At 74.8% G+C, this 3,189-nt stretch carries 4 protein-coding genes and 1 pseudogene; 4 read left to right on the top strand and 1 reads right to left on the bottom strand.

All coding sequences use genetic code 11. From position 1 onward, the window contains the following. The 3 genes from KIK08_RS38290 to KIK08_RS38280 form a co-directional block, all read left to right on the top strand. On the top strand, positions 1-203 hold a 203-nt coding region (locus KIK08_RS38290; RefSeq protein WP_214408205.1), incomplete at its 5' end, for a hypothetical protein. A 34-nt stretch (positions 204-237) separates the two neighbouring features. Continuing rightward, positions 238-600 carry a hypothetical protein gene (locus tag KIK08_RS38285; RefSeq protein ID WP_214408204.1) on the top strand — a complete coding sequence of 121 codons (363 nt, stop codon included), beginning with the start codon at positions 238-240 and terminating at the stop codon, positions 598-600. Positions 601-659: 59 nt separating this feature from the next. Beyond that, positions 660-1,424 (top strand): hypothetical protein, encoded by a 765-nt coding sequence (locus tag KIK08_RS38280; protein WP_214408203.1) that lies wholly within the window; start codon positions 660-662, stop codon positions 1,422-1,424. A gap of 305 nt (positions 1,425-1,729) precedes the next feature. Here the strand turns inward: KIK08_RS38280 and KIK08_RS38275 are convergent, their stop codons facing one another. Beyond that, positions 1,730-2,098: a hypothetical protein gene (locus KIK08_RS38275; protein ID WP_214408202.1), complete on the bottom strand. Its 369-nt coding sequence runs from the start codon at positions 2,096-2,098 to the stop codon at positions 1,730-1,732. Positions 2,099-2,371: 273 nt separating this feature from the next. On the opposite strand from KIK08_RS38275, the pseudogene KIK08_RS38270 reads away from it, so the two are divergent. Next, a pseudogene (locus KIK08_RS38270) lies at positions 2,372-3,189 on the top strand (hypothetical protein); the annotation flags it as partial.

Genomic DNA, 3,189 nt, shown 5'->3' with positions numbered 1-3,189 from the left:
GGGCGGACGGCGAGGGACTCGCCGCGCTGCCCCGGCGGGTGCCGGGCGAGTCGCGCGCGCCCGCCGCCGCGCTGGACGCGGCGTCGCCGCGTGAGGCCGTGCCGAGGCCGGCGCTGGCGGTCCGCCCGGTCGGGCTCGACGTGCCGGCGCCGGACACGCAGACGCTGCACCGCCTCCTGGGCAGCCTGCAGCGGATGGCCTAGGGGTTCCAGCGGAACGGAGCGGGTACGGCTCGGCATGATCACGACGGAAGAGCTGCTGCGGCGGGTGGGCCGCATCGAGGGCGTGCTCGCGGCCTGCATCGTCGACCCGGCGACCGGGGCGGTCGTCGGGGCGACGCAGCAGCGCGACGAGGTCGCCGTCCCGGTCGTGGCGGCGGGCGCCGCCGACCTGGTGCACGTGCTGGGCCTGATGTCGGCCGGCCTGGCGCTCGGCGGCGAGTTGGAGGACGTCGTGGTCACCGCGACCAAGCACTTCCACGTCCTGCGCGTGCTGCCGGTCGGTCCCGACCAGGGGCTGGTGCTGATGGTCACGCTGGAGCGCGCCCTGGCCCGGCTGGCCATCGCCCACCGCGAGATCCGCACGGCGACCGCCCCGTGACCGCGCCCGACGGCCGCCGCACCGACGCCACCCAGTACCTCGACGGGGTCCACGCGATCGTGGAGGCGCTCGCCGCGGGCGCGGCCGCCGGCCGCACCGGAACGGCCTGGCTGATGGGCGGCAACATCGGGGCCCTGTATTTCCGGAATGGCTGGGTGGTGGGCGCCGAGCTGGAGGGCGCGGCCTGGGTGCGGACGATGCTGGTCAACTCCGGGCGGCTGGCCCCGACGGCCTGGAACGATTTCGTCGCGGCCTGGGCGCGGACCGACGGCGACCCACCGACGGCGGTTCCGGACGCCATTGGCCTGGGCGCGCCGGAGTGGGTGGCGCTCGGCCGTGAGGCGACCACCGAGGCGGCATTCGAGCTGCTTCCGCCGAACCGCCCGGACGTCGTCGCGGACATGGTCTTCCAACGCGACGGCGTACCCCCGTGGACCGGTTCCGGGCGGCCGATCGCATTCAGCTGGTTGCGCTGGGAGATGGACCGGCGACAATCGGTCCTGGATCTCCTGCAGGCGGTCGTCACACCCGAGTCGCCGATCGCCCGACTGGCCGACGAACGGGTCGGTCCGGTCCAGGTGTCGGCCCAGCAATGGCGGTTCCTGGCGGCGCTGTCCGACGGCGCGACGCCGCGCTCGGTGGCCCGCAGACTCGGCGCGTCGACATTCGCGACGACGATTCTCGCGGCCCAGCTGATGCGGCTGGGAATGGTCGGTCGGCGCTCCGGCGCCGGAGCGTGGCGGCCCCCGCCGGAGGCATTCCCGCGGTCGTTGTTCGGGGCCGCGCTGCCGGCCGTCGGCGGCGCTCGGGTGCCGCGCGGCTGACGGCGTCCACCGAGCCGGGGTACCCACCGGCTCGTGGACCCGCTGCGCCCATCGGGCAGCGCCTCCGGACGACCGGCGGAAACTGCTGGTCAGAAAGCTGCACGTGACGCGCTTTCGGGCACACGGCAACGACCCCGTGGCCGGGGCCACGGGGTCGCGGGGGAGTGCGGCATCTGACGCGGGGTCGGCCGGGGCCGGGGGAGCCTGCTGCGCACTCGTCGACGTCCTCCCGGCGTCATTGCGCGGAAGGGTCGCCCCACAACGGTTCCCGTCCGGTGGAACGGGCGAGAACCGTGCCGGGAGAACTAGACGTTCAGCTGGGTCTCGATCTGCCGCAGCTGGTGGCGGGCCATGGCGAGGTTCGCCTTGCCGCGGTCGAGCGCGAGGTAGATGAACAGCGAGGCCGACCGGTTCGAGCCGAGCAGCCGAATGAGGTGGTACTGCCGACCGAGGGTGATCAGGATGTCCTCGATCTCGTCGTTCAGTTCGAGCGAGGCCATGGTGCGCATCTTGGCGCGGATGACCTCCGTGTTCCCCGCGGCGGCGACCTCGAGGTTCAGGTAGCGACCGCCACCGAGCGAACCCAGGGCCATGCCGCTCTCATAGTCGACGAGGGCCACGCCGACCGCACCGTCGATCTCCATGGCCTGCTTGAGTGAGGTGTCGATGTCCATCCAGGGCTCCGTTCGGCGATACTTCCGGCAAGTCGCGGGAGACTAGCACGGAAATCCGCGGGGTCCACCGGACCCCAAAACCAGAAGTGTCCGACAGCGATCTGTGATTGGTTGGAGCCGCAGCGTGACAACGCATCGGGGAGTGCTCCGGAATTGACCCCGACAATTGCTCGGCGGTCCCGGGGTGCCACACTGGCGGCACCGGCCGGTGGTCGGGTCGCACGATCGGGAATGGGGGGACGCGGTGGGGGTCGAGACACCTCGGGGGTCCCGGTGACCACCTGGCCGGCGCTCGCGGACGCCGTGCGCCGGTGCGCGACGCGCCCCGCGGGCGCGGTGCACGTCGCGGGCCGCCCGGGCGGGGTGATCCGGCTGCGCGACGGAGCGGTGGTCAGCACCTGGACGGGCGGGACCCCGCTCGCGGTGCCGCACCCCGCTCCCGCGCCGCGCCCGGCCGCGTCGGCGGGCCCACTGGCCCGCCTCGCGATGACCGACGCGGTGTTCGTGATGGCGGCGGGGCGCATCACCGGCCTGCGCACCGAGGACGACCCGGGCGCGGTGCCCGATGGCGCCCGGATGGACCTGGACGCGCTGCTGCGCGAGGTCGACCGGCGGATCCGGCGCGTCTTCGGCCCGGACGGGGTGCTGCCCCCCGAGGAGACGGTCGTGCGCAGGCTCGGCCGCTCGTCGTCGTTCACGCTGGCGCCGACCCCCGAGGAGACCCGGCTGCTGAGGGCGCTGGACAGCGCTCCGCGCGAGGGGCACCCGGACGACCTCGCCCCGGTGGGCCCGTCGGGCAGCGCGCCGCGCCTGGAACCGGTGCGCGACGGGCGAACGGTGCGCGAGCTGGCCTTCGCCTTGGGGCGCGGCGTCTTCGGGGTCGTGCTGGACGTGCAGCGGTTGGCGGCGATGGGCGCGGTGGCGCTGTCCTCGCTGCCGCGGTGGGAGCCGGAGCCCGCGCTGCTGGTGCAGGCCCGCCGCGACGACAGCTCGGTGGCGGCGGTGTCGGCCGCGCTGACGCGGCGGCGGGCGGAGCTGGCCGGCGGGGAGGGGGCGCCCGAGGCGGCCGCCCAGCAGGCCGGCTCGGTGCC

Source organism: Pseudonocardia lacus (assembly GCF_018531445.1).
Taxonomy (GTDB): domain Bacteria; phylum Actinomycetota; class Actinomycetes; order Mycobacteriales; family Pseudonocardiaceae; genus Pseudonocardia; species Pseudonocardia lacus.
The sequence above is the reverse complement of the archived record's forward strand: the minus strand, read 5'-3'. Positions and strand labels throughout refer to the sequence as shown.

Excerpts from the sequence above, each read along its gene's own strand:
- KIK08_RS38275 (WP_214408202.1), bottom strand. The coding sequence starts at position 2,098 with ATGGACATCGACACCTCACTCAAGCAGGCCATGGAGATCGACGGTGCG.
- KIK08_RS38285 (WP_214408204.1), top strand. The coding sequence starts at position 238 with ATGATCACGACGGAAGAGCTGCTGCGGCGGGTGGGCCGCATCGAGGGC.